At 70.4% G+C, this 22,107-nt stretch carries 19 protein-coding genes; 10 read left to right on the top strand and 9 right to left on the bottom strand.

Translation table 11 applies throughout. The annotated features are described in order from the left end of the window. Window positions 1-153: 153 nt before the first annotated feature. Complete coding sequence (locus AB0L89_RS32580; RefSeq protein WP_365149087.1) at window positions 154-2,607, top strand: DNA topoisomerase IV subunit A; 2,454 nt, start codon at window positions 154-156, stop codon at window positions 2,605-2,607. 24 nt (window positions 2,608-2,631) lie between these two features. Here AB0L89_RS32580 and AB0L89_RS32575 read toward each other — a convergent pair whose 3' ends face one another. Further along, window positions 2,632-3,807 (bottom strand): GTP-binding protein, encoded by a 1,176-nt coding sequence (locus AB0L89_RS32575; protein WP_365149084.1) that lies wholly within the window; start codon window positions 3,805-3,807, stop codon window positions 2,632-2,634. A 384-nt stretch (window positions 3,808-4,191) separates the two neighbouring features. On the opposite strand from AB0L89_RS32575, the gene AB0L89_RS32570 reads away from it, so the two are divergent. The 4 genes from AB0L89_RS32570 to AB0L89_RS32555 all read left to right on the top strand — a co-directional run bounded on the left by AB0L89_RS32570 (window position 4,192) and on the right by AB0L89_RS32555 (window position 6,506). Further along, a complete protein-coding gene (locus AB0L89_RS32570; protein ID WP_365149081.1) occupies window positions 4,192-4,749 on the top strand; it encodes a DUF6082 family protein in 558 nt (185 codons plus the stop codon). Window positions 4,750-5,010: 261 nt separating this feature from the next. After that, on the top strand, window positions 5,011-5,244 hold the full coding sequence (locus AB0L89_RS32565; RefSeq protein ID WP_365149078.1) for a hypothetical protein: 234 nt from the start codon (window positions 5,011-5,013) through the stop codon (window positions 5,242-5,244). A 107-nt stretch (window positions 5,245-5,351) separates the two neighbouring features. After that, window positions 5,352-6,023, top strand: coding sequence for a DUF6082 family protein (locus AB0L89_RS32560; RefSeq protein WP_365149075.1), 672 nt, complete (start codon window positions 5,352-5,354; stop codon window positions 6,021-6,023). Between the two features lie 237 nt (window positions 6,024-6,260). Next, on the top strand, window positions 6,261-6,506 hold the full coding sequence (locus tag AB0L89_RS32555; RefSeq protein ID WP_365149073.1) for a hypothetical protein: 246 nt from the start codon (window positions 6,261-6,263) through the stop codon (window positions 6,504-6,506). 107 nt (window positions 6,507-6,613) lie between these two features. On the opposite strand, the gene AB0L89_RS32550 is transcribed toward AB0L89_RS32555, so the two are convergent. Continuing rightward, window positions 6,614-7,822, bottom strand: a complete 1,209-nt coding sequence (locus AB0L89_RS32550) for a citrate synthase/methylcitrate synthase (protein ID WP_365149070.1) — start codon at window positions 7,820-7,822, stop codon at window positions 6,614-6,616. Window positions 7,823-7,942: 120 nt separating this feature from the next. On the opposite strand from AB0L89_RS32550, the gene AB0L89_RS32545 reads away from it, so the two are divergent. The 4 genes from AB0L89_RS32545 (at window position 7,943) to AB0L89_RS32530 (ending at window position 12,825) form a co-directional block, all read left to right on the top strand. Next, window positions 7,943-9,253 carry a citrate synthase family protein gene (locus AB0L89_RS32545; RefSeq protein ID WP_365149067.1) on the top strand — a complete coding sequence of 437 codons (1,311 nt, stop codon included), beginning with the start codon at window positions 7,943-7,945 and terminating at the stop codon, window positions 9,251-9,253. A gap of 98 nt (window positions 9,254-9,351) precedes the next feature. After that, window positions 9,352-10,446 carry a sucrase ferredoxin gene (locus AB0L89_RS32540; protein WP_365149064.1) on the top strand — a complete coding sequence of 365 codons (1,095 nt, stop codon included), beginning with the start codon at window positions 9,352-9,354 and terminating at the stop codon, window positions 10,444-10,446. 28 nt (window positions 10,447-10,474) lie between these two features. Continuing rightward, window positions 10,475-12,151, top strand: coding sequence for a sensor histidine kinase (locus AB0L89_RS32535; RefSeq protein WP_365149061.1), 1,677 nt, complete (start codon window positions 10,475-10,477; stop codon window positions 12,149-12,151). Next, window positions 12,148-12,825: a response regulator gene (locus tag AB0L89_RS32530; RefSeq protein ID WP_365149058.1), complete on the top strand. Its 678-nt coding sequence runs from the start codon at window positions 12,148-12,150 to the stop codon at window positions 12,823-12,825. Before AB0L89_RS32535 ends, AB0L89_RS32530 begins: the two co-directional genes overlap by 4 nt. A 110-nt stretch (window positions 12,826-12,935) precedes the next feature. Here the strand turns inward: AB0L89_RS32530 and AB0L89_RS32525 are convergent, their stop codons facing one another. The 6 genes from AB0L89_RS32525 to AB0L89_RS32500 all read right to left on the bottom strand — a co-directional run bounded on the left by AB0L89_RS32525 (window position 12,936) and on the right by AB0L89_RS32500 (window position 20,244). Continuing rightward, window positions 12,936-14,528 (bottom strand): cation acetate symporter, encoded by a 1,593-nt coding sequence (locus tag AB0L89_RS32525; protein WP_365149055.1) that lies wholly within the window; start codon window positions 14,526-14,528, stop codon window positions 12,936-12,938. Further along, window positions 14,525-15,016, bottom strand: a complete 492-nt coding sequence (locus AB0L89_RS32520; RefSeq protein ID WP_365149225.1) for a DUF485 domain-containing protein — start codon at window positions 15,014-15,016, stop codon at window positions 14,525-14,527. The genes AB0L89_RS32525 and AB0L89_RS32520 overlap by 4 nt, the downstream gene beginning before the upstream one ends. 180 nt (window positions 15,017-15,196) lie before the next feature. Then, a complete protein-coding gene (locus AB0L89_RS32515; RefSeq protein WP_365149052.1) occupies window positions 15,197-15,955 on the bottom strand; it encodes a response regulator transcription factor in 759 nt (252 codons plus the stop codon). Window positions 15,956-16,188: 233 nt separating this feature from the next. Continuing rightward, window positions 16,189-17,334, bottom strand: coding sequence for a histidine kinase (locus tag AB0L89_RS32510; RefSeq protein WP_365149049.1), 1,146 nt, complete (start codon window positions 17,332-17,334; stop codon window positions 16,189-16,191). Next, window positions 17,331-17,876, bottom strand: a complete 546-nt coding sequence (locus tag AB0L89_RS32505; RefSeq protein ID WP_365149046.1) for a DUF1453 domain-containing protein — start codon at window positions 17,874-17,876, stop codon at window positions 17,331-17,333. The genes AB0L89_RS32510 and AB0L89_RS32505 overlap by 4 nt, the downstream gene beginning before the upstream one ends. Window positions 17,877-18,120: 244 nt before the next feature. Continuing rightward, the gene (locus AB0L89_RS32500) at window positions 18,121-20,244 is read right to left on the bottom strand and encodes a DNA topoisomerase IV subunit B (protein WP_365149043.1); all 2,124 of its coding nucleotides are present in this window, start codon (window positions 20,242-20,244) and stop codon (window positions 18,121-18,123) included. A gap of 441 nt (window positions 20,245-20,685) precedes the next feature. On the opposite strand from AB0L89_RS32500, the gene AB0L89_RS32495 reads away from it, so the two are divergent. Continuing rightward, window positions 20,686-20,916, top strand: a complete 231-nt coding sequence (locus AB0L89_RS32495; protein ID WP_055697095.1) for a hypothetical protein — start codon at window positions 20,686-20,688, stop codon at window positions 20,914-20,916. 255 nt (window positions 20,917-21,171) lie between these two features. On the opposite strand, the gene AB0L89_RS32490 is transcribed toward AB0L89_RS32495, so the two are convergent. After that, entirely contained in the window at window positions 21,172-22,002 is an 831-nt protein-coding gene (locus AB0L89_RS32490; protein ID WP_365149040.1) for a serine protease, read from the bottom strand. Window positions 22,003-22,107: the final 105 nt, after the last annotated feature.

The raw sequence follows: 22,107 nt of genomic DNA, 5'->3' as shown, positions 1-22,107 counted from the left end.
CGTGCTGACACCTGACGAAGTTCCCGGTCCGCCCTCGGCGTAGTCGCGCGTGACAGCGCCGTGGCACGGGTCGTGGTCGGCGTTGTCAGTGGGACGGTCCACAATGGTCGGCGTCAGATCCCGTACTTGCCTGGTGAAGGAGCCGCAGCAGCGATGGCCCGCCGCAGCACGAAGACCCCGCCGCCCGACGACTCGTACGAGGAGAAGATCCTCGACATCGACGTCGTCGACGAGATGCAGGGCTCCTTCCTCGAGTACGCGTATTCGGTCATCTACTCCCGTGCCCTGCCGGACGCGCGCGACGGCATGAAGCCCGTGCAGCGCCGGATCGTGTACCAGATGAACGAGATGGGCCTGCGCCCCGACCGCGGCTACGTGAAGTGTGCCCGCGTCGTCGGCGAGGTCATGGGTAAGTTGCACCCCCACGGCGACGCGTCGATCTACGACGCGCTGGTCCGCATGGCCCAGCCCTTCTCCATGCGCCTGCCGATGGTCGACGGCCACGGCAACTTCGGCTCCCTGGGCAACGACGACCCGCCGGCCGCCATGCGGTACACCGAGTGCCGGATGGCCGACGCCACCTCCCTGATGACGGAGTCGATCGACGAGGACACGGTCGACTTCACGCCGAACTACGACGGCCAGGAGATGGAGCCGTCCGCCCTCCCGGCGGCGTACCCGAACCTCCTGGTGAACGGCTCGTCGGGCATCGCCGTCGGCATGGCGACGAACATGGCGCCGCACAACCTCGGCGAGGTCATCGCCGCCGCCCGCCACCTCATCAAGCACCCGGGGGCCGACCTCGAGACGCTGATGAAGTTCGTGCCGGGCCCCGACCTGCCCACGGGCGGCCGGATCGTCGGCCTGAGCGGCATCAGGGACGCGTACGAATCGGGCCGCGGCACCTTCAAGACCCGCGCCACGGTCTCCGTGGAGAACGTGACGGCGCGCCGCAAGGGCCTCGTCGTCACCGAACTGCCCTTCACGGTCGGTCCCGAGAAGGTCATCTCCAAGATCAAGGACCTGGTCGGCTCGAAGAAGCTGCAGGGCATCGCCGACGTCAAGGACCTCACCGACCGGGCGCACGGCCTGCGCCTGGTCATCGAGATCAAGAACGGCTTCGTGCCCGAGGCCGTCCTGGAGCAGCTCTACAAACTGACGCCGATGGAAGAGTCCTTCGGCATCAACAATGTGGCGCTGGTCGACGGGCAGCCCCTCACGCTCGGCCTCAAGGAGCTGCTCGAGGTCTACCTGGACCACCGGTTCACCGTGGTGCGCCGCCGCAGCGAGTTCCGCCGCGGCAAGAAGCGCGACCGGCTGCACCTGGTCGAGGGCCTCCTGGTCGCCCTCCTGGACATCGACGAGGTCATCCGCCTCATCCGCTCCAGTGAGAACTCCGCGCAGGCCAAGGAGCGCCTGATGGAGCGCTTCTCGCTGAGCGACGTCCAGACGCAGTACATCCTGGACACCCCGCTGCGCCGCCTGACCAAGTACGACCGCATCGAGCTGGAGTCCGAGCGCGACAAGCTCAACGGCGAGATCGACGAGCTGACCGGCATCCTGGACTCGGACACCGAGCTGCGCAAGCTGGTCTCCACCGAACTGGCGGCCGTGGCGAAGAAGTTCGGCACCGACCGGCGCACGGTGCTCCTGGAGTCCTCCGGCACCCAGGCCACCGCGGTCTCCCTGCAGGTCGCGGACGACCCGTGCCGGGTGCTCCTGTCCTCGACGGGCCTGCTGGCGCGCACGGCGAACGGCGAGCCCTTCGCCGACGGCGACACCAAGCGCGTCAAGCACGACGTGATCGTCTCCGCGGTGCCGGCGACGGCACGCGGCGAGGTCGGCGCGGTCACCTCCGGGGGACGGCTGCTGCGCCTCGCCGTGGTGGACCTTCCGCAGCTGCCGGAGACGGCGGGCGCGCCGAACCTCTCCGGAGGGGCACCCGTTTCGGAGCTGCTCTCCCTGGAGGGCGACGAGACGCTGATCTGTCTGATGACACTCGACGAGTCGTCCCCGGGCCTGGCGCTCGGCACCGCGCAGGGCGTCGTCAAGCGTGTGGTCCCCGACTATCCGTCCAACAAGGACGAGTTGGAGGTCATCACCCTCAAGGACGGCGACCGGATCGTCGGCGCAGCCGAGCTGCGCACCGGCGAGGAGGACCTGGTCTTCATCACGGACGACGCCCAGCTGCTGCGCTACCAGGCCTCGCAGGTCCGCCCCCAGGGCCGCCCGGCGGGCGGCATGGCGGGCATCAAGCTCACCGACGGCGCGAAGGTCATCTCCTTCACCGCGGTGGACCCGGCGGCGGACGGGGTCGTCTTCACGGTGGCGGGCTCGCGCGGCACGCTCGACGACTCGGTCCAGACGACCGCCAAGCTCACGCCGTTCGACCAGTACCCGCGCAAGGGGCGCGCCACCGGTGGTGTGCGTGTCCAGCGGTTCCTGAAGGGCGAAGACTGCCTGAGCTTCGCCTGGGCGGGCCCGACGCCGCCGCACGCGGCACAGCGCAACGGCACGCCGGCCGAGCTCCCGGAGATCGACCCGCGCCGTGACGGCTCGGGGGTCTCGCTCAAGAAGCCGGTGGCGGCGGTGGCCGGCCCGGTGTAGCAGGAGCGGGCCGACGGCGGCGCGTCAGAGGTCGCCGTCGGCGCTCGTGCCCTCCACGCTCTCGTCCGGTTCCTGCGCCTGCGCCTGCTCCGGCTCCGGCTCCTGGACGTACCGAAGGACGCCCCACATGCCGTGCTCATCGGCCTGTGGGGCGTTGTCGCGACAGGCCTGGAGCTCCTTCTCCAAGGCGGGTACGTCGATGCCCGACCCGATGAGGACGAGCTGGGTGAGCCGAGGCTCGCCGGGCCCCCACGGCTCCGGATAGAAGCGCAGGAACCGCCCCACGGCGTGCACCTCGTACCGGTTCTTGGGGTCGGCGGCGCCGAAATCGACGTACCCCTTGATGCGGTAGAGACCCTCGGGCCTGCTGTCCAGGAGGGCCATCAAGGGGCGCGGGCCCAGGGGCGCTTCGGAGGTGAAGGACAGGCTTTCGTAGGCGGAGTGCAGGTGCTCGTGGTGCCCGCAGCGGCCGTCCGCGCAGTGCTCTCCGTCGTCTACGGTGTCGGCACCTTCCGAGACATCGGCGTCGGCATCGGCATCGGCATCGGCGGCGTCGTCCCGCAGATCGTCGAACGAGAGCTGTCCGACGCGCTCCCCCACGGGCGCACGGTCGAAGAACAGCTCCACGTCGACCCGGCCGTAGGAGGCGGCGACCACGGCCGCGCGTCCCGCGAGTCCCCGTACGACACCGAGCACGCGCGCGTGCTCCTCCTTGGACACCCGGTCGGCCTTGTTGACCACCACGAGGTCGGCGATGCCCAGATGCCGGTCCACCTCGGGGTGCCGCTCCCTGGTGGCGTCGAACTCGGCGGCGTCGACGACCTCGACGAGCCCCCCGTACACGATGTGCGGGTTCTCGCTGGCGAGCAGCATCTTCACGAGTTCCTGCGGCTCGGCGAGCCCGCTCGCCTCGATGACGATGACGTCGATCCCCGCGGCGGGCCGGGCGAGCCGGTCCAGGTACTCGTCGAGCTCGCTCGCGTCCACGGCGCAGCACAGACAGCCGTTGCCGAGAGAGACGGTCGAGTCGCCGAGCTGACCCGCCACCGACATGGCGTCGATCTCGATCGACCCGAAGTCGTTGACGATCGCTCCGATCCGGCTGCCGCCGCTGCGGTGCAGCAGATGGTTGAGCAGGGTCGTCTTGCCAGAACCCAGAAAGCCGGCGAGGACGACGACCGGGATCTGCTGCTTGTTCACGTGGACCTCTCGTGCCGACGTTCGTACGGATCCCGGCGGATTCCGGTGGATCTCGACGGATCTCAGCGGATCCCGGCGGATTCCGTACGACGATTGAAGACGGCCCCAGGATATGTGCGCGTGGTCGGGCCGCGAAGTGAACGATTGTTAGCGGCGCTCGCGGGGCACACATTGGGCACGGCGCCGGGATCTGCGACCGCTGCTTCCCTCCATGCGCCTCCTCTCCGCCTCCCCGCCGATCAGAGCCGCTCGGCACCCTGGGAGACGGCAAGCGCACCGCCCACCGCTCGCCGGTCCGCTCCCTGTCGACCCGCACCCGACGACCGGCGGACGGTCGCCGATTCGGGGGTTGACATGGCCACACAGAATTCTTGGACACGGGGGGTGAGGCCTGCCGCCGCGGCGGGCCTCGCCTTGACCGTCGGCACCTTCGGTGCCCTCATCAACCAGCAGAACCAGCTCAAGAAACTGCGGCTGCGGCTCGAACGATGCGAGCAGACCGTGCGGCTCGAACGATGCGAGCAGACCGACCGGGGCGAACAGCAGCGACACATCGACCTCGCCAACCAGCAGCGACTCCAGTGGGAGCTGCTGAGCAAGGCGATGGAGGATCCGACGCTGGCCGCCGTGCTCGACACCTACGACGGCTCGGTACCGCCCGCGAAGCACCGGCAGTTCCTCTTCGCCAACGCCGTGTACACCAACGCCCTGTTGGCCTACCGCATCGGCAACGTCAGCCGGGTGGAACTCTTCGGCCATCTACGGGGCACGCTCCAGAACCCCATCTTCCGCGAGTACTGGGAGGCCACCCGGGCCGCCAGGGCTAGCCTCGTAGAGGACTCCGTGGAAGCCCAAATAGGCCGAATGGTCGACGAGTTGGTCCATGACCTCGACGAGGCCGACACCGAGGAATGGTGGGTCGTCGGCACACCGCCGCAATGAAGTGCGAGGTCATCGCCCGTACGGCGGGACGGCCGACCGGCTCGGCGGGACGGCTGCCCGGCTCGGCGAGACGGCTCCCCGGCCGACTGCCCGGCTCGGCGGGCGGACCCGGGACACCAGAGGCGGACCCGACACATCACAACTGGATGTAGTTCTCCTGTGAATCCGACTTTTGTCACTGCATCAGCGGAATATCCACTCACGTCCCCAGTAACCTTCGGCCGACCCATCCGCTGCATTCACAGGACCGGGATCCCTTTGATGATCGAGCGCCGTGTTGGTGCGTCCCCCCGTCAACGGGGCAGCCTCTCCGGGCAGAACTGCCCCGACATCTTCGAGCTCTCAGACGGCAACTTCGCCATCATCGGCACGGATCTGACCGAGGCACTGGATCCGGAACTGCCGCCCGACGCCGCGCGAGCCCACTACGAACGCATCGTCGTCGTCACCCGAGAAACGTTGATCCGGGCCAAGTCGGACATCCCAGACAACTAGCAGTGCAATGACCGCTCCGCGGCGCGGACACCGTTCGTGCCGCAGGGCGACTTCCAGCGACGAACAGGGCGGCCTCGCCCTCGGGCGTGGCCGGAGGAGGCGGCACAGTGACATCACCCAGCAGCAGGTCCCGCGGCGTGGCGATATGGAGCAGCGCGGCCCTGGCCTCGCTCGCCACCATCTCCGCGACCCCCTTCCTCCTCGACGGCCTCGCGCCGCGCGGCATGAACTGGAACCGCCTCAGCGACATCAGCCAGACCTACGGCGCACTGTCCGCGATCTTCTCCGCGGCCGCCCTGGTGGGCGTCGTCCTCTCCATCGCGCACCAGGCGCGACAGACACGCATACAGCACGAGGAGTCCCACCGCTCCGCGCACCGCGAGCTCACCCTTCTGACCCTGACCGACCCGGAGTTCCTGGTGTGCTGGGAACCCCCCAACACGCCTGTCACAGAGCGGCGTTGGCGCCAGCTCCTCGTGAGCAATCTGATCGTCAGCATGTGGAGCACCGACTTCAAGCTGAACCTGTGCGACGAGCGCACCACCCGGTCCACGCTGCTGGACTACTTCGGCGGCGAGGTCGGCCGCGCCTACTGGGCGAACAGCGGCCCGTCCTGGCACCGGCTCATGGAGTCGGGTTCCGATCGCCGACTCTGCCGATTCGTGCGGATCGCCGACGAGGCGTACGCCGCCGCCGTGGCCGCGGGGCCGCCCGTGCCGTCCGCCGCGTACTTCGTGCCGCCGGTCACGCCTCCTCCCGCGCCGCCCAGCTCGTCCTGACATTCGGCGACCGTCGACGGCGCGACCCGGCAGAGCCGTGGCTTCACGCGCCACACCGCCACGCGGTCACGCGGTCACGCCGTCACGCCGTCACGCCGTCACGCCGTCACGCCGTCACGCCGTCACGCCGTCACGCCGTCACAGACGAGCATCTGAGCGTAGGTTGGCTCATTCTCGCTTGTCCCGGTGGGTGAAATTGGTGCAATTACGTCGCTGGCAGATGGGAACCTACCGCTCGTGACCACACCAGACATCACCCGCCGCATCGGCGCGTCCCCTCGTCAGCGCGGCAGCCTCGACGGCAACACGTGTCCCGACATCTTCGAGTTGAGCGACGGCTCTTTCGCCGTCATCGGCGCCGACCGGACAGCGGCTCTCGACGGCAAACTCCCGTCCGACGCGGGGCGTTCGCAGGACGAGCGGATCGTGGTCATCACCCGAGAGACGCTCATTCGCGCCAAGATCGATATCCCTGACCTCTGACCGCCGAGCCACCCTCCGGCGCACCGCCTCTCGCACGGGCGACCCGGGGATTCCTGCCCGCGACCACCAGGGCCCGGCCGCCTCAAACGCGGCCGGGCCCCATCGCGTCAGGCCCCCTGAGGCGTCGGCGCCGGAGGAACCGGCACCGGAACCGGCGGTACCGCCCCCACATACCGCGCCGCCGGCCGGATGATCTTCGAGTCCCGCGCCTGCTCCAGGATGTTGGCGCTCCAGCCGACCACCCGCGCGGACGCGAACGTCGGCGTGAACATCTCGCGCGGCAGGCCGCAGAGTTCCATGACCACGCCCGCGTAGAACTCCACGTTCGTGTGCAGCTCACGCCCCGGCTTCAGCTCCGCCAGGATCGCCTCGACGCGCCCCTCGACCTCCACGGCGAACTCGACCATGTCGCCGCCGAACTGCCGGGCGATGTCGCGCAGCATGCGCGAACGCGGGTCCTCTGTGCGGTAGACGGGGTGCCCGAAGCCCATGATGCGGTCGCCCGCGAGGACCCGCTCGCGGATCCAGCCGTCGATGCGGTCGGGGGTGCCGATCGCGTCGAGCGTGTCGAGGGCCCGGCTCGGCGCCCCGCCGTGCAGCGGCCCCGACAGCGCACCGACCGCGCCCACCAGACAGGCCGCCACGTCCGCGCCGGTCGAGGTGATGACCCGCGCGGTGAACGTTGACGCGTTGAATCCGTGATCAATGGTCGAGATCAAGTACTGCTCGATCGCCCGGGCACGCGCGGCCTCCGGTTCCGAACCGGTGAGCATGTACAGGTAGTTGGCCGCGTACGACAGGTCGTCGCGCGGCTCGACGGGGTCGAGCCCCTGACCGAGCCGGTACAGCGCGGTGAGCAGCGTCGGCACCACGGCGGAAGCGGCCAGGGCATCCTCGCGACGCCGGTCCTCGTCGATGTCGTACACCGGCCGAAAGCCCTTGGACGCCCCGAAGAGCGAGAGGGCCGTGCGCAGCCCGGAGAGCGGCCCCGACAGCGCGCTGGCGCGCGCGATGGCGGGCAGCGCGTCGCGCACCTCGTCGGGCAGCCGGCGCAGCGACGCGGTCCGCGCGGCGAAGGCGGCGCCCTGCCCGGCGTCCGGCAGCTCGCCGTGGAACATCAGGTGCCACACGTCCTCGAAGCTGCGGCTCTGGGCGAGCTCGACGGCCGAGTACTGGCGGTAGTGGTAGAAGCCCTCGTATCCCCTGACGTCACCGAGTTCGGTCTCGGTGACGACGACGCCCGCGAGCCCTCGTGGGACCTGGACGGACTCGGCGGGGGCGACCGCGGGGGTGGCGGCGGAGCCATTGATCGGCATGTTCTTCCTCGACTTCCTGCCTGGACCTGATTCGACTGTCCATGCTTGACTGAAGCCCTGTCAATATTGATTGAATCAATATAAAGATCCAGGCATCGGGATGCGGATACGGTGGCGCCCATGACGGAGCAAGGAACCACGCACGAGGGCCGACGGCGGCTGAGCACCAAGGAAGCCGCCGAGCTGCTCGGCGTGAAGCCCGAGACCGTGTACGCGTACGTGAGCCGCGGCCAGCTCAGCAGCCGCCGCGGCCCGGGGTCACGGGGCAGCACGTTCGACGCCAAGGAGGTGGAGGCGCTGGCCCGCAGGAACAGGCGGGAGCCCACCACGTCGACCTCGGCCAACGAACTCTCCGTACGCACCCGCATCACGCTCATCGACAAGGACCGCTACTACTTCCGCGGTGTCGACGCCGCACAGCTCGCCGTGGCCCACTCCTACGAAGAGGTCGCCGAGTGGCTGTGGACCGGCGTCCTGCGCCCCGGCATCGCCTTCACCGCCCCCAAGGAGACCGTCGCCGCGGCCCGCCGCGCCGTCGGCGCGCTGCCGGAGCACAGCGGTCCGACCGACCGGCTGCGCGTCGCCGCCATCTCCGCCGCGGCCGCCGACCCGCTCCGCTTCGACCTCTCCGAAGAGGCGGTCATCGGCACCGCCCGCACACTGATCCCCACGCTCGTCACCGCGCTCCCGCCGGTCCTGCGCGGCCACCGGGACGAAGGCCCACTGGCCCGCCGCCTGTGGGCCCGGCTCACCGGCAGGGCACCCGACGAGGCCTCGCTGCACGCCCTGGACACGGCCCTCGCGCTCCTCGTCGACCACGACCTCGCGGCGTCGACGCTCGCCGTCCGCGTCGCCGCCTCCGCGCGCGCCCATCCCTACGCCGCGGTGTCGGCGGGCCTGGGCGTCCTGGAGGGCCCGCTGCACGGAGCGGCCAGCGGCCTCGCCCACCGCATGCTCCTCGACGTGCTCGACCGGGGCAGTGCGACTCCCGTGGTGGCCGACGAACTCCGCGCGGGCCGCCGCGTCCCCGGCCTCGGCCACCGTCTCTACCCGGGCGAAGACCCGCGCGCGCAGGCCCTGTTCGCCCTTCTGGAAGTGATCCCGAAGGCCGGCCCCGCCCTCGCCGCGGCGCGCGACGTGGTGGCCACGACCGCCCGCCACACGGACCTGCGCGCCAACGTCGACCTCGCCCTCGCCGTCCTCACCGCCTCCTCCGGGATGCCCGCGGAGGCCGGCGAGACGATCTTCGCCGTGGCCCGCACGGCGGGCTGGATCGCACACGCCCTGGAGGAGTACGAGGAACGGCCACTGCGCATGCGCCCCAGCGGCCAGTACGTCGGACTGCGCCCGCCCCAGCCCCTGCCCGCCCCGCCGGACGCCTCTCTCGACCCTCGCGCCTCTCTCGACCCCCTCGCGTCTCTCGACACATGAAGCAGCCATGACGCATGAGAACAGCCGTGAGGCATGAAATGGCCGCTGCCCGTGAGGCGTGAAATGGCCGGGAAGAGGCGCGGGTTAGGCTCACCTGCGTGAGTACGTGCGCGACCGCCTCGCGGGACCTGAACGAGCCTCTCGCGGGGACCGCGGCCACCGCCAGGACATGGCTTCTGCTGGAACAGTCCGGCCCCTGGGGCGCCAAGGCGCTGACGTCCAGCCATCTCGACCCGGAGGTCGGCCGCGCCCTGGAGGCGGCGGCCGAGGGAACCGGCGTACGCGTCGCGCTCATCCGCCGCCCCGGCCGTCACGCGGACTGCCACACGCCGACCCGCCACCAGGTGTACGTGGGTCACACCGTGCCCGGCAGCACCTGGTTGCGCGGCGCGGTGACCGACGACCCGCGCGAACTGCTGGACCTCGACTTCGCGGCTCTCGGCGCGGGCGACCACGGCGGCTTCGGGGCCCCTCACACGGGCGCGCCGCTCGCGCTCGTGTGCACCAACGGCAAGCGCGACCGCTGTTGCGCCCTGCTCGGCAGGCCTCTCGCCGCCGAGCTCGCCGCCGCCGGCGAAGAGGGCGCCTGGGAAATCACTCATCTGGGTGGCCACCGCTTCTCGCCCACGCTGCTCGTGCTGCCGTACGGGTACGCGTACGGCCGGACCGGCGCCCGCGCCGTCAAGGAGGTCCTCGACGCCGTCCGCGCGGATCGCGTCGTCACGGAGGGCTGCCGGGGCAACTCCGCGTGGGACCGCCCCGGGCAGGCCGCCGAGCTGGCGGTGCGCGAGGCGACGGGCGAGAACGCCGCCGGGGCCCTGAACGTCGTCCGGGCGGACGGCACGGACGGCGCAGACGGCGCAGACAGCACGGACGCACCCTGGGAGGTGACCGTCACCCACAGGGACGGCCGCCGGTGGCAGGTCACCGTCGCACGGGGCGCCTCGCTGCCGCCCCGCCCGGAGAGCTGCGGCGCGGCGCTCGGTTCCCCGGCACGGATGGACGTGGTGGCGGTGCGCGGCCTTCCCGATGAGAGCGGGGAGGCCGCGGACGGACGCGACGGTGACGGGGAAGACGCGGACGGACCCCGCGATGGCGGACGGGACACGGGCGGACCCGACGGTGGCGGACAGGACGCGGGCGGACCTGATGGTGGCGGGCAGGAGATCCCCGCCACAGTGACTTCGGAGTAGACCGCTCGCGGCCGTACCGTTCGTACACATGAGCCCGACCTCCCCCGCGCGACGCCTGCGCCTCGGCCTGCCACGGCGCGTGTTCTCGCAGGTGCTGCTGATGCAGCTGGCGATCGCCGCAGGGGTCGCCGTGCTCGCGACGGGCCTCTTCCTCGCCCCGCTGAGCGACCAGCTCGACGACCAGGCCATGCGCCGCGCGCTGGCCATCGCCCAGACGACGGCCGCCCAGCCGCGGATCGCCGCGGACCTGGAGGCCTCGCGGCCCACCGCCGAGGGACCCGTTCAGACGGCGGCCGAGCGGATCCGGCGGGCCAGCGGCGCCGAGTACATCGTGATCATGAACAAGGACGGGGTGCGCTGGTCCCACACCGATCGCGACCAGATCGGCAAGGTCGTCTCGACGGACCCCAGCGACGCGTTGGCGGGCCGCGATGTCATGGAGATCGACGACGGCACGCTGGGCCGCTCGGCGCGGGGCAAGGTGCCCCTGCGGAACGCGGGCGGGGACATCGTGGGCGCCGTCTCCGTAGGCATCGAGTACGACAGCGTGCGGGACCGTCTGATCCACTCCATCCCGGGACTGCTCGCCTACGCGGGCGGTGCGCTCGCCGTCGGCGCGCTCGCCGCGTACCTGATCTCCCGCAGGGTGCAGCGGCAGACCCGTGACCTGGCCTTCTCCGATATCTCCGCCCTGCTGGCGGAGCGCGAGGCGATGCTGCACGGCATCCGCGAAGGAGTCGTCGCGCTGGACCGCGGCGGCCGGATCCGGCTGCTCAACGACGAGGCCCAGCGCCTGCTCGGCCTCGGCACGGAGGTGATCGGGCAGCCGCTCGACGAGGCGCTCGGCCCGGGACGTACGACCGACGTCCTCGCCGGCCGGGTCACCGGCACCGACCTGCTGACCGTGCGCGGCCAGCGCGTGCTGATCGCCAACCGCATGCCCACCGACGACGGAGGCGCCGTCGCCACCCTGCGCGACCGCACCGAGCTGGAGCAGCTCGGCCGCGAGCTCGACTCCACCCGTGGCCTCATCGACGCCCTGCGCGCCCAGGACCACGAGCACGCCAACCGTATGCACACGCTGCTCGGACTGCTCGAACTGGAGATGTACGAGGAGGCCGCGGAGTTCGTCGGCGAGGTGGCGGGCGCGCACCGCGTGACCGCCGAACAGATCACCGAGAAGATCCGCGACCCGCTGCTCGCGGCCCTGCTGGTCGGGAAGGCCACGGTCGCGGCGGAGCGCGGCGTCGCCCTCTCCGTGCCGCGCGACACGGCCCTGCCCGACCGGCTCGTCGACCCGGGCGGCCTCGTCACGATCGTCGGCAACCTCGTCGACAACGCGCTCGACGCCGCCGCGGGCACCCGCCACGCACGCGTGGAGGTCGCTTTGCGCACCGAGGGGCGTGCCGTGGTCCTCCGGGTGCGCGACACCGGCCCCGGAGTACCGGCCGAGCGGCGCGAGACGATCTTCACCGAGGGGTGGACCACGAAGGAGCCGCCGGCTCACGGCAAGCGCGGCATCGGCCTCGCCCTGGTCCGCCGGCTCGCCGAGCGGCAGGGCGGCAGCGCGGCGGTCGGCGAAGCACCCGACGGGGGCGCGGAGTTCACCGTCGTCCTGCCGGAAGCACTGACCGAACCGCTGGCCGCACCGCTGACGGAGCCACTGACGGAACCGGAACGCACCACCACGGAGGAGGCACGATGATCGATGTCCTGGTCGTGGACGACGACGCCCGGGTCGCGGACGTCAACGCCGCCTACGTGGCGAAGATCCCCGGCTTCCAGGTGACGGCCAAGGCCCACAGCGCCGCCGAGGCGCTGCGCCTCGTCGAGGACGTTCCCGTCGACCTGGTACTGCTGGATCATTATCTGCCGGACGAGACGGGCCTCTCGGTCGTCCGTGCGTTGCGTGAGCGCGGCCATCAGACCGACGTGATCATGGTGACGGCGGCGCGCGACGTCGCCACGGTGCAGGCGGCGATGCGGCACGGCGCGCTCCAGTACCTGGTCAAGCCGTTCTCGTACGCGGGCCTGCGCGCCAAGCTCGATGCGTACGCCACTCTGCGCCGCACCCTGGACGGCGGAGGCGAGGCCGAACAGGCCGAGGTCGACCGGATCTTCGGCGCCCTCTCGGCGACTCCGGCACCGGAGCTGCCCAAGGGCCACTCCCCCACCACGGCGGAACTGGTGCGCCGGGCCCTGATGGCCGCGGACGCGCCGCTCTCCGCCCAGGAACTGGCGGATCGCACGCGGCTGAGCCGGCAGACGGCACAGCGCTATCTGAAGCTCCTGGAGCGCACGGGCCGGGTCAGGCTGAGCCTCAAGTACGGCGACACGGGCCGCCCCGAGCACCGCTATGAGTGGGCGGCAAGCGTCTGACCGACCTCCGCCGCAGGCGCCGGGCAGGCGGGCAGGCGGACAGGCGGACAGGTACGAAGGCGGCAGCCAGGGTGCCCGGATGCCCGACCATCGGCCTCGCAGGGGAATCGTTACACCGCGCCGGCACCGGTGAGCGACCGCACCTCCGTCTCCGCGTGCTTGGCCTCGTCCGCCTCCTCCCGCGAGGTCACCGTCCCGAGCCACCCCGCGAGGAAGCCCAACGGGATCGAGACCAGGCCCGGGTTCTCCAGGGGGAAGTACTGGAAGTCCACCCCGGGGAAAAGGGAGTTGGGACCGCCGGAGACCACCGGCGACAGGATCACCAGTGCCAGCGCGGGCACCAGCCCGCCGTACACCGACCACACCGCACCGCGCGTGGTGAAGTTCCGCCAGAACAGCGAGTAGAGCAGCACCGGCAGATTGGCGGACGCCGCCACCGCGAAGGCGAGGCCCACCAGGAACGCCACGTTGAGATCGCGCGCGAGCAGCCCGAGGCCGATCGCGACCACCCCGACCCCGGCCGCGGCGATGCGCGCCACCGCCACCTCACTGCGCGGCTTCGCGCCCCTGCGCCGCAACGACGCGTACAGGTCGTGGGCCACGGACGCCGACGAGGCGAGCGTGATCCCGGCGACCACGGCGAGGATCGTCGCGAAGGCGATGGCGGCGACGACGGCGAACAGAACCGTTCCCCCCGTGGAGTCCGCGCCGCCTCCCAGATCGAGCGCGAGCAGCGGAACCGCCGTGTTCCCCGCGGCATTCGACCCGCGCACCGCGTTGGACCCCACGATCGCGGCCGCACCGAAACCGAGCACGATCGTCATCAGGTAGAAGCTGCCGATCAACCCGATGGACCAGACGACCGAGCGACGAGCGGCCCGCGCGGTCGGCACGGTATAGAAGCGGGAGAGGATGTGCGGCAGCCCGGCGGTACCGAGCACGAGCGCGAGTCCGAGGCTGATGAAGTCGAGCCGCGCGGTCCAGTCACCGCCGTACTTCAGTCCGGGCGCGAGGAACCTCTCACCGTGACCGCTGCGATCGGCCGCCGTCCGCAGCAACTGGTCGAAGTCCCCGTGGAAGCGCACCAGGACGAGCACGGTCAGCGCGATCGCGCCGCCCATCAACAGGACCGCCTTGACGATCTGGATCCAGGTGGTGGCCCGCATCCCTCCCATCGACACATAGATCACCATGAGCGCGCCGACGCCGATGACCGTCCAGGTCTGCGCCACCCCGCTCGTCCCCCCGAGCAGCAGCGCCACCAGCGAGCCCGCCCCCACCATCTGCGCCACCAGGTAGAGAACGGACACGGTCACCGAAGAGGTTCCCGCCGCGATCCGTACAGGCCGCTCCTTCATGCGCGCGGCGACCACATCGGCGAGCGTGAACCTCCCGCAGTTGCGCACCAGTTCCGCCACGAGGAACAGCACGACGAGCCAGGCGACGAGGAACCCCACCGAGTAGAGCAGCCCGTCGTACCCGAAGAGCGCGATCAGCCCCGAGATGCCGAGGAAGGAAGCGGCCGACATGTAGTCGCCCGCGATGGCGAAACCGTTCTCCATGGGAGAGAAGAGCCGACCTCCCGCATAGAACTCCTCCGCCGAGCCGTGCCTCTTCCGACTCGCCCACGTGGTGATCGCGAGCGTGACCGCCACGAACACGCCGAACAGCAGCAGGGCCAACGACTGGTGATCCCCCGTCATCGCTCCGACCCCCGCTCCCCCACCACACCCGGCCCACGCCGTTTTGCCTGCTCCTGCTCCCGTTCCCTCTCCTGTTCGAACACCGCCCAGCGCAGATCCAGCGCCGCCCTGTCCCGTCGCAACCGCGCATGCCGCGCATACGCCCAGGTCAGCAGGAACGTGGTGAGGAACTGTCCGAGCCCCGCCACCATCGCCACATTCACCGCTCCGGCAACGGGCCGCGCCATCAGCCCCGGCGCCGCCGTCGCGGTCACGACGTATGCCAAGTACCAAGTGAAGAAGAAGGCGACCGCCGGCATCACGAACCTTCGGTACCGCCGGCGCACCTCCTGGAAGGCCGCGCTGCGCTGCACCTCCAGGTAGATGTCCGCCGCGCTCGCGCCCTGCTGCCGTGCGCCGTCCCGGGGCGCGACCACGGAAGCCGCCGCGCCCACGCCGTCCGGCTCGCCCCAGCCGGCGGCGAACGCGTCGTACCAGGGGTCTCTCAGCTCACCGGGGTGCCCCCTGCCGGCCTCGCCCCGGCCCGGCGCCGCAGCGGGGCCGTCGTGCTTCTCCACCGAACTCTCCTTAGCCCGCGGCTCTGTTCGGCCGCGTGCACAAGGATGGACAGAACGGAAAGATCCCCAACTCTTCTCCCCGTGCTCTTCACCCCATCAGGTGAAGCCTGATCAGGCACGGCGGCCTCCCGGGGGCTTGGCGATCCCGTGCTGGTAGGCGTAACGGACCGCTTGCGCACGGTCCTTGAGTCCCGCCTTCGCGAAGAGATTGTTGATGTGCGTCTTCACCGTCGCAGTGGACACGTGCAACGTCCGGGCGATCTCGTGGTTGCTCATCCCCTCGGCGATCAGGACGAGCACCTCGGTCTCCCGCCCGGTCAGGCCGTCGGGCGGCTCCGCGGCGGAAACCGGCTCGGGCTCCGACAACCGCTCCAGGAGCCGTCGTTGGATCCTCGGAGAGAGCCCCGCGTCCCCCGAGAGCACGTCCTCTACCGCCCTCACGATCTCCTCCCCGCCCGCGTCCTTGGTCAGATATCCGCGCGCGCCCGCCTTGAGCGCCGGGAACAGCGAATCGTCGTCGGCGTAGGTGGTGAGCACGACGACCTGCGTCCCCGGATACTCGGCGCGGATACGCCGTGTCGCCTCCGCACCGTCGCAACGGGGCATGCGCAGGTCCATCAGGACCACGTCCGGGGAGAGTTCGGCGACCAGTCGGACGGCCTCCTCACCGTCACCACCGGAACCGACGACCTCAATCCCGGGCAGCAGCCCCAGCAGCATCACGATCCCCTCGCGCACCACGGTCTGGTCGTCGACCACAACCACCCGTGCGGGTGGCTTGCCACCGCCCCCACCGACCGCATCCTTGGGAGCACTCCCACCGACAGCCTGGCGACTGCCGGCTCCGCCACCCGCGGCGCGCCCGTTCATTCCACCGGCCGTCTCCAGGCCGCCGTCCCTGGTGGGTCTCTCCGCCCCGCCTCCCTGCTCGGCTCTCCGCAGGCCGCTGCCCCCTTCGGCTCTCTCCGAGCCGCTGTCCACCGGGCCGTCCCGTCTCTCCACTTCGGGCCCGACCTGCCTGTCCCCCACGGCCCCGCCCACCCAGTCACCCACGAACCTGTTCACCCCGTCACCCTCAGTCCTGGCGGTGCCGTCGTCCCTCGTCATCCCGGCACCCTCAACGTCACCACGAACCCCTCCTCACCCGGCCCTGCCTCCAGGGACCCGCCCAACAACTCGGCCCGCTCACGCATGCCGAGCAGACCGTACCCGCCCCCGGAGGCGGCGAGTTCCCCCGGCGAGCTCCCGCCCGAATCCCTTACGTCCAGCCTCACTTCACCCACCCCGTACCGAAGGCACACCTGGACCTTCGCGCCCGGCGCGTGCTTGCGCACGTTCGTCAGGGCCTCCTGCGCCACCCTGCGTACCGCCTGGGACGCCTCGGCCGGCAGCACCCGTCGCTCACCCGTCACGGTGACCACCGCGCGGTCCGCGGTGACCAGCTCCCGCAGGAAGTCCTCGACCGGTGTCATCTCCCCGCGCAGCGCGGACAGTGCCTGTCTGGTCTCGGCGAGGCCGTCCCTCGCCATGGACCGCGCCGCCACGACCCGGTCCAGGATCTGCTCCTTGGTCGCGTCCCGCTCGATCAGCAACCGGGCCGCCTCCAGGTGGACGAGCTGAGCCGAGAGGCTGTGCGCGAGCACGTCATGGATCTCACGGGCGATCCGCGCCCGCTCGGCGAGGGCGGCCGACTCCGCCTGTGCGGCTCGCGCGGCCCGCTCCTGCGCGAGCAGCCGATGGGAGCTGCCCCGCGCCTCGGCATCCAGTCGCAGGGTGTACCCGGCAAGGATCAGACCGACCACCGTGAGCCCCGTGACGAGCCAGCTGTCGTTGTTGTACGCGATGTATCCGGCCATCGCGACGGCGACGCAGGGCACACATGCGGCGAGCGGCAACCGCTCCAGGGCGGAGACGGCCGAGCCGCACCACAGCACCATGGCGAGCATCCGCCAGCCGCCGAGCTCGGCGGCGAACGCGGCTCCCATCAGCAGCGCCATCAGCCCCAAGGAGGGCCACAGCCGATGGTCGTACGAGACGCGGAAGAACGCCCATCCCACGAACGTGACGGCCAGGACCATCGACACCCCGGCCGTCAGACGCCAGCCTCGATCCCCATGGAACGCGTCCCACAGCAAGCAGGCGAGGACCACCACACGCACGACTCTGACGAACCACAGCCGGGCCAGACTCAGCCCCGCCCAGGTGAGCGCCTCCCGGGAGGGCCACCTCGTCCAGCGTTCCCACGTCACACGGGGTCCTTCCGCATCGGCTCGTACGCCGCGTCGCCGCCCACACCGTATGTCGGGTACCCGGCGACGCCGGCGATTCCCCTCCCCGTCGTGGTCCTGGTCCGGAGCAGGAGCAGACCGCTGCGGACCAGCAGGGTGGCAGCAAGGGCCAGCATCAGCGCGGCGCTGTCCTGACGCACGTCCAGCAGCGAGCCGACTCCGAACAGGGCGGCCCGCAGACCTATCCCGACGGCCCAGACGACCGCGGTGGCCTTGGTGCCCTTGCTCCAGGCCGTGCCGTCCTGCTCTGTCCACACGTGGGAGGTGCGCGCCCAGCCGACGCCCATGGCCAGACCCACGAGCAGCTCGGCGGCAAGCAGCACCACGGACGACGCCTGGTGCCGGGAGTCGATCAGACCCGGCTCGCGCACGGACAGAAACACCAGCACCGCCGGTACCACCCACCAGCTCCGGTCCGTACTGATCTGCTGTGGCTTGAACTGGCGGACGACCACGAGCACCACGACGGCGCAGATCACCAGTGCGTTGGTGAGCCCGGACATGTCAGCCTCCGTACGACGAGCAGGAACGAGGCCGATCCGCGGGGGATCGACGCCTTCGACGCTACGGAGATCGCCAGGCGATGAGATCGGAGCAGGGGTGGAACATGGGTGGAGCCGTGCTCTCCACCCGGGGGTGGAGAGCACGGCTCCCATGACGCGTTACGTGCTCCGACGACGCGCGGAGTTCAGAACCAGATGCGCCGTCCGACGAGCCCGCCGCGCAAGACGCGGGGCGCGCGAGGCCTCACGCGTCGATGCGCGAGCGGTCCAGTGTGGCGGCGGAGCTGGTGATGAACTCCTTGCGGGGCGCGACGTCGTTGCCCATCAGCAGATCGAAGACCTGCTCGGCCGCGTCCAGGTCGGAGATGTTGATCCGTCGCAGGGTGCGGTAGCGCGGGTCCATCGTGGTCTCGGCCAGCTGGTCGGCGTCCATCTCGCCCAGACCCTTGTAGCGCTGGATGGAGTCCTTGTACCGCACGTTCTTGCGCTGCAGCTCCAGCAGCGTCTCGCGCAGCTCCCGGTCGGAGTACGTGTACAGGTACTTGTCCTGGCCCTTCTTGGGCTGGCTCAGCTCGATGCGGTGCAGCGGCGGCACCGCCGCGAACACCCGCCCGGCCTCCACCATCGGCCGCATGTACCGCTGGAACAGCGTCAGCAGCAGAATCCGGATGTGCGCGCCGTCCACATCGGCGTCGACGAGCAGGATGATCTTCCCGTACCGGGCCGCGTCCAGGTCGAAGGTGCGGCCCGAGCCGGCTCCTATCACCTGGATGATCGCCCCGCACTCGGCGTTCTTGAGCATGTCCGTCACGGACGCCTTCTGCACGTTCAGGATCTTGCCGCGGATCGGCAGCAGCGCCTGGAACTCCGAGTTCCGCGCCAGCTTCGCCGTGCCGAGCGCCGAGTCGCCCTCCACGATGAACAGCTCGCTGCGATCCACGTCGTCGCTGCGGCAGTCGGCCAGCTTCGCCGGCAGCGAGGAGGACTCAAGAGCCGTCTTTCGCCGCTGGGCGTCCTTGTGCTGACGTGCCGCGATCCGCGTCCGCGCAGCGGCCACCGCCTTGTCCATCACCGCGCGGGCCTGCGCCTTCGCATCCCGCTTGGTCGACGTCAGGAACGCCTTCAGCTCCTTGGCGATCACGTTGGCGACGATCCGGTTGGCCGCCGAGGTGCCCAGGACCTCCTTGGTCTGCCCCTCGAACTGCGGCTCGGCCAACCGCACCGTGACGACCGCCGTCAGCCCCTCCAGGGCGTCGTCCTTGACGATGTCGTCCTCGGCCACCCGGAGCACCTTCTGGGCCCGCAGCGCCTCGTTCATCGTCTTGGTCAGCGAGCGCTCGAAACCGCTGACGTGGGTGCCGCCCTTGGGGGTGGCGATGATGTTCACGAACGACCTGACCGTCGTGTCGTAGCCGGTGCCCCACCTCAGCGCGACGTCCACACCGAGCTCGCGGGTGACCTCCGTCGGCGTCATCTGCCCGTGCTCGTCCAGCACCGGCACGGTCTCCTTGAACGTCCCCTGCCCCGAGAACCGGAGCACGTCGCAGACCGCCTTGTCCTGCGCCAGGTACTCGCAGAACTCGCTGATGCCACCATCGAAGCGGAAGGATTCCTCACCCTTGCTGCCGCCCTCGCCGAGGCCGAACTCGTCGCGCACGACGATCGTCAGGCCCGGGACCAGGAACGCCGTCTGGCGGGCGCGCTGGTGCAGGTTCTCCAGCGAGAGCTTGGCGTCCTTGAGGAAGATCTGGCGGTCCGCCCAGTACCGCACGCGCGTGCCGCTGCGCGCCTTGGGGATCTTCTTGGTCTTGCTCAGCTTGGCCGACGGGTCGAAGGGGGCGTCGGGCCCCGACTTGGCGAAGGCGCCGGGGACACCGCGCCGGAAGCTGATCGCGTGGGTGTGGCCGGCGCGGTCCACCTCGACGTCGAGGCGCGCGGAGAGCGCGTTCACCACGGACGCGCCCACGCCGTGCAGACCGCCCGAGGCCGCGTAGGAGCCACCGCCGAACTTGCCGCCCGCGTGGAGCTTGGTCATGACGACCTCGACTCCGGAGAGGCCGGTCTTGGGCTCGACGTCGACCGGGATGCCACGGCCGTTGTCACGGACCTCCACAGAGGCGTCGTCGTGGAGGATGACCTCGATGTGGTCGCAGTACCCGCCCAGGGCCTCATCGACCGAGTTGTCGATGATCTCCCAGAGGCAGTGCATCAGGCCACGGCTGTCCGTCGACCCGATGTACATGCCCGGACGCTTGCGGACGGCCTCGAGCCCCTCCAGGACGAGCAGGTGCCGCGCGGTGTAGTTGGAACCGTCCCGGTCTGCTCCGGTCAGCAACGCTGTGGACGGCACGGACGTCTCGGCGGTCACGCGGTTCGCTCCTCGCTGAATTTCAAAGGGAGTCCTTTGGGGTAAGGACGCGGCTTCGGTTGCCGCTCAGAGGGTACCGAGGCCTGGTAGAGCCGTTGTAACGCCACCCTCGTCTCAACTCAGACTAGTCCAGGCTCGCATACATGTTCGATCCCTCGTTGGAGTGAAGCGCACGTCACGTTCCCTTCCAGGCATGAACCATTTAGGCTCCGGGCACGTCCTCATGAACAACCGGCAAGCCAGCCGGGGAGGACCTGACCTGACTGACAGCGCGAAACCGTAAGACACGTAAGAGACGCAATACGGCACATTCGCCGCCAACCGGCAACGGACAACCTCCTCGAGAAGAAATTTCGAGGAAAAGCCACGAGCGGGAACGTTTTCGGCCTGGTTGGATGTTGACCCTGGTACGACAGCTCGTCGAGCTAGAGAAGAGGCGACGTGACTACTGTTCTGACCCCCGCGAGCCCCCTGACGGCCGCTGATCGCTGCGACCGCTGCGGCGCCCAGGCATACCTGCGCGTCGTCCTGTTGAGCGGCGGTGAACTGCTCTTCTGCGCCCACCACGGCCGCAAGTTCGAGCCGGAACTCAAGAAGATCGCCGCTGAGATACAGGACGAGACGGAGCGACTGACCGCCGTTCCCGAGAGCGCCTCCGACGAAGAACGCTGACACCTCGCATTCACGACGAGCCAGCCCCGGCACACCAGGCCGGTGAACGGGCGGCCGCCCCTGCCAACAGCAGGGACGGCCGCCCGCTCTCGTCACAGCGGCACCCAGGGCCCTTCAGGGCCGCTGCGGGGCGGTCGCCGACCGGCTCCGGCAAGAGCTTCCGGCCCACTCCGGCGAAGCCGCCCTGAGCCACCCGCCCGCCCGGCTGCCCCCTGAGGGGCAGCACCAGTCTCAGCCGTAAGGCGGAGTACGGCCTCAGCTGTAGGCACGCATCACTCTGATGACATCCGAGACCCGCGTGTAGACGCCCGGACTCCCGGCGCGCCCGCAGCCACTCCCCCAGGACACGAGCCCGATGAGCCGCCCGTGCGCGACCAGCGGCCCACCGCTGTCCCCCTGACAGGCGTCCCGCCGGCCGTCCATCTCCCCCGCGCAGACCATGGTCTCGGCCACGTACTTCCCGTCGGCACTGCCCGGATACGCCCGCTCACACACGGCGTCGGGAAGCACCTCCACGCGCGCCGAGCGCAGGGAGCGCGCGTAGTGGCCCGCCCCCGTGGTGTCCCCCCAGCCGTACACGGCAGCGCCTGTGCCCGCCTCGTACGCGGGATCGCCCGCTCCGGCCATGGGGATCACGTACTTCTCCGGAAGCGGCTCGGCCAGTGTCAGCGCCGCCACGTCGCCGGAGTTCGTGTAACCGTCGTACTCCGGGTTGACCCAGGCGTCACGGACAGGAATCTCCCTGCCGTCAGAAGCCCGCAGGTCTCCGCGGCCGGCGATCACCTTCAGGTCGGGCACCTCGCTCAGGGGCACCCCGAGCACGTCCTCACTCATGCAGTGGGCAGCCGTAAGGACGGTCGTGCGACTGACCACCACGCCGCCGCAGAACTGTCCCGCACGGGTACCCCCGAACCGGTCACGACTGGAGAGCGCCACTGTCCATGGACTGTCGGACACCTCCACCGGACTGCCCCCGATGACCACACTGTCGGCCACCGCGGGTACCGGGGAAGCCAGCGGCAGGGCGGCGGCAGTGGCCGCCACGGCCAGTACCCCCGTCCACGCTCGGGCGAAGGGACGACGCATGCGATCTCCTCACTCTGGGTTGCCATGGCATACCCACAGTGATTCAGTGCCGCACACGGCGCACCCGCGCGCAGAAGGCCCGAAGTCACGCGATGCGGACTTCGG

This window comes from Streptomyces sp. NPDC052114, assembly GCF_040680155.1.
Lineage (GTDB): Bacteria > Actinomycetota > Actinomycetes > Streptomycetales > Streptomycetaceae > Streptomyces.
This window is presented reverse-complemented; position numbering and strand designations above follow the sequence as displayed.